Here is a 3,820-nt window from a genome sequence, read left to right as displayed (position 1 = left end):
TGCCCCAGCGCTATGCCGACCTCTGGGATTTGTTCAAAGAAGTAAAAAACAGCTATGATGAGGAGGCTTTTGAGGTTATGCTGGCCGATGCGGCCCTGCGCGAAGATTTTTACCAGCGCCTGGCCGACTACTCCAAGACCCTGGGCCTGGCCCTTTCAGTCGAAGCTTTTATCATGAATTGCGCAGAAGCTACCCTAAAACGTTACAAGAGCGACCTGAAACGTTTTCAAAAACTCAAGGCCGCCGTCAAGCTGCGCTATGCCGAGGCCATTGATTACCGGGATTTCGAGCCGAAGATTAAGAAGCTGCTCGATGTTCATATCCAGGCCAATGAGGTTATTCAGTTAAACGAGCCGGTAAATATATTCGATGACAATGCCTTCCTGGCCATCAAGGAAGAGCGCGGAGTCTATGAAACCAAGTCCAAGGCCGCCCGCGCCGATGCTATTGCGCATGCCACCAAAAAGGCCATCACTGAAAAGATGGAAGAGGACCCGGCTTTTTATGAGAAGTTTTCCTTACTCATTCAACAGGCCATCGATGGCTTCCGGGCCAAGCGTATATCCGATCTTGAATACCTGAACCTGGTCTCGGAAATCAGGAACAAGGTCGTCACCCGGCAACATGACGATATGCCGGAAACTCTTTTGGGCAATGAGGACGCCATGGCCTATTATGGTGTGCTCAAACCTTTCTTCATGAACTCCCCGGGAAAAGATAAATGTCAAACACTCTCAGCCCAGACCGCCCTGGCCATCCAGGAGATATTGCAGCGGCATTGGAAGGTGCAGTTCTGGGATGATGATGTCAGCCAGAATCAGGCCATCAATGAAATAGACGATTATCTCTACGATAAAATAAGGGGTGTGCATGGGGTGGAACTCAGCGAGGAGCAGATGGATGATATAATCGAGAAGACCCTGCAGATAGCCAGACACAGGAGCAGCAAATGAGCCTCTCACATGGTAGAATTAATTACGGCAAAGAAAGCATCACTTACAATCTCATATACGCCCACCGCAAAACCCTGGAAATCGCAGTATATCCCGATAAAACAATTATCGTCAAGGCCCCTGTGGGAACCGCTTTAGCCGAGGTTGAACAAAGGGTGCTAAGGCGCGCCGCCTGGATTAAGAAGCAGATCGACTATTTCGGACAGTTTTACCCCCAGACCCCTCCACGCCATTATGTGGGCGGGGAAACCCACCTCTACCTGGGACGCTCCTACCGGCTGAAGATTTGTCCGGGGGACATCAACCAGGTAAAGCTCATCCATGGCTATTTTCATGTTTTCATCAAAGGAAACATCACCGAGGCACGAGTCAAAAGCCTGCTGGACCGCTGGTATGCGGAAAAAGCCGCCGCCCGCTTCGCCGAATCATTTGAACGCTGCTGGCTTTGCTTTGAAAAATCAGCTGTAAAAAAGCCCTGCCTGAAAATAAGGAAGATGAAGAAACGCTGGGGCAGCCTGTCCAAAAATGGGGTTATGACGCTCAACACCGACCTGATCCGCGTACCTCGGGAATGCATCGATTATGTCGTTACTCACGAATTGTGTCACTTGAAACATCACAACCACGGCCCCGGATTTTACCGCCAATTGGACCAAGTAATGCCCGACTGGAAAAAACGCAAGATTAAGCTGGAACTGGCACTGGTGTAATAGACATGGATAAGGAATTGATAACTGCCCAGGCTCTAGCCGAAGCCCTGCATCTCTCGGTAGAAACGATATGGAGATACACCCGGGAAAAGAAAATACCTTACATTGAACTGGGCAACAAGCAGTACCGCTATAAGAAGGACGATGTAATCAAAGCACTGAGTAACGGCAGCATTCAGGAAAGTGCATCCCCGTATGAAACTGAGGAACCCAGGAAGCTTACCTACCAGGATTACCTGCTGTTGCCGGAAGAGCCGGGTTATCATTTCGAGATTCTTGATGGCATGTTGATAAAAGAACCGGCACCCAATGTTATGCACCAGCGGGTTTCCCGCAGGTTACAAAGAATCCTGGAAGATTATTTCTGGAAGGTTGATCCCAAAGGGGAGGTCTTTGATGCACCCTTGGATGTTACCTTGCATGATGTTAATGTGGTCCAGCCGGATTTGCTTTATGTGGCAAGCGAACAGGAAGTCATTGTAAAAGATATTCGAATTGACGGGCCGCCCATGCTGGTGGTGGAAATTCTGTCTCCTTCCACCAGCCGCAAAGACCGCTTGCAAAAAAGACGGATTTACCAGGAGGCCCGGGTAGAACATTATTGGCTGGTCAATCCCCAGGAAAAAACGCTTGAGTGTTTCGCCTGGCGTGATGGTGTATACGCCCTGGTGGCGGGCGGAATGGAAGAGGAGTTGGTAGAACATCCGAATTTTCCCGGCCTGTCCATTACCTTAAAAGCTCTGTGGAATAAAGAGATATAAGTGGATTCTCATTTTCCGTTAAAAACCTAATTTTGCCTTTTTCGTAGCTTAAACTTCCGAAATTATTAACGTACCCGGGCAATTCCCTGGTAAACCCGGCCATGAGGGGTATCCAGGGTGACCTGCATATCATCCTCCAATAGACCGGTGGCATTTCTGGCTCCTACAATGACAGGAATATTGGCGTTCAAGCCCATGATAGCCGCATTGGAGGTCAGGCCCCCTTCCTCCGCCACCAGGGCGGCAATTCGAGGCAAGTGAGGGGCCAGGGCACAGTCGGCACTGGTGGTTACAACGATGTCCCCGTCTTTAATCTTTTCCATATCTTCCGGATATACTACTATTCTTACCCGGCCGGTGACCGGGTCTTTACCTATGCCCATACCCTGGGCCAGAATCCGGCCTACAACATGAACCTTTAAAAGATTGGTGCCTCCTGGGGAACCGATGGGTACCCCGGCAGTCAATATCACCAGGTCTCCGTTGTTAATATAGGAAGACTCTAAGGCCGCTTTTACCGATTCGTTGAATAGTTCATCGGTGCCTGAGGTTTCAGGAATCAAGAGGGGGTAGACGCCCCACACCAGAGCCAGTTTGTTCAATATCCGCTCTTCGGTGGTAACGGCGACAATATTGGCCTGGGGCCGGTATTTGGCTACCATCCTGGCAGTAAGACCGGTTACGGTAGGAGTAATTATGGCCGAGGCGTTCAGGTTCATGGCGGTAGCACAGGTAGCAAAGCTGATAGCATCAGTTATGGATAGCTCTCCTTGCAGTCTCCTCTGCCGCAGGATTTCCTGGTAAGGCAATACTTCTTCCGCCCGCCCGGCTATGCGGGCCATGGTCTTGACCACCTCAACCGGGTATTTCCCCGCCGCTGTTTCTCCTGAAAGCATAATGGCATCGGCACCGTCAAAAATCGCATTGGCTACATCGGAGACTTCCGCCCGCGTAGGACGGGGGTTTACGATCATGGAATCCAGCATCTGGGTAGCGATGATTACCATTTTCCCTCGGGGACTGCATTTCTCTATGATGTTTTTTTGCACCAGCGGTACTTCCTCCGCCGGTATCTCTACTCCCAAATCCCCTCTGGCTACCATTATCCCATCAGCTACTTTAATGATGTCTTCCAGGTTTTCTACCCCTTGCTGGCTTTCAATCTTGGCTATTATATCTATATCGGCATCCCGCCGCTCCAAAAGACGCCTTATTTCCAGCACATCATCCGCCGTGCGCACAAAAGAAGCGGCAATGAAATCAACTTCCTGCTCTATGCCAAAGTTAATATCTTCTTGATCCCTTTCACTGAGGAAAGGCATATTTATACGAGCTCCGGGTACATTGATTCCTTTCCTCTCTCCCAGTTCCCCACCATTGATCACCTGGCAGATAA

3 protein-coding genes and 1 pseudogene are annotated in these 3,820 nt (G+C 50.0%); 3 read left to right on the top strand and 1 reads right to left on the bottom strand.

Going from position 1 to position 3,820, the window contains the following annotated elements; all coding sequences use genetic code 11:
- From PHP87_RS11345 to PHP87_RS11335, 3 genes and pseudogenes are all read left to right on the top strand, one after another.
- Positions 1-953: pseudogene (locus PHP87_RS11345) on the top strand (restriction endonuclease subunit R); the annotation flags it as partial.
- Positions 950-1,663 carry a SprT family zinc-dependent metalloprotease gene (locus PHP87_RS11340; protein ID WP_299921445.1) on the top strand — a complete coding sequence of 238 codons (714 nt, stop codon included), beginning with the start codon at positions 950-952 and terminating at the stop codon, positions 1,661-1,663. The pseudogene PHP87_RS11345 and the gene PHP87_RS11340, both read left to right, overlap by 4 nt.
- Before the next feature lie 5 nt (positions 1,664-1,668).
- Complete coding sequence (locus PHP87_RS11335; RefSeq protein ID WP_299921443.1) at positions 1,669-2,424, top strand: Uma2 family endonuclease; 756 nt, start codon at positions 1,669-1,671, stop codon at positions 2,422-2,424.
- 65 nt (positions 2,425-2,489) lie between these two features.
- Here PHP87_RS11335 and pyk read toward each other — a convergent pair.
- On the bottom strand, positions 2,490-3,820 hold a 1,331-nt coding region (pyk, locus tag PHP87_RS11330; RefSeq protein ID WP_299921441.1), incomplete at its 5' end, for a pyruvate kinase.

Source organism: Syntrophomonas sp., from assembly GCF_028707975.1.
Lineage (GTDB): Bacteria > Bacillota > Syntrophomonadia > Syntrophomonadales > Syntrophomonadaceae > Syntrophomonas.
Note: the sequence above shows the minus strand (reverse complement) of the source record. Positions and strands in the feature narration are given on the sequence as shown.

Bases quoted from the DNA above. Each gene is read 5' to 3' on its own strand.
- PHP87_RS11340 (WP_299921445.1), top strand. From the start codon at position 950: ATGAGCCTCTCACATGGTAGAATTAATTACGGCAAAGAAAGCATCACT.
- PHP87_RS11335 (WP_299921443.1), top strand. From the start codon at position 1,669: ATGGATAAGGAATTGATAACTGCCCAGGCTCTAGCCGAAGCCCTGCAT.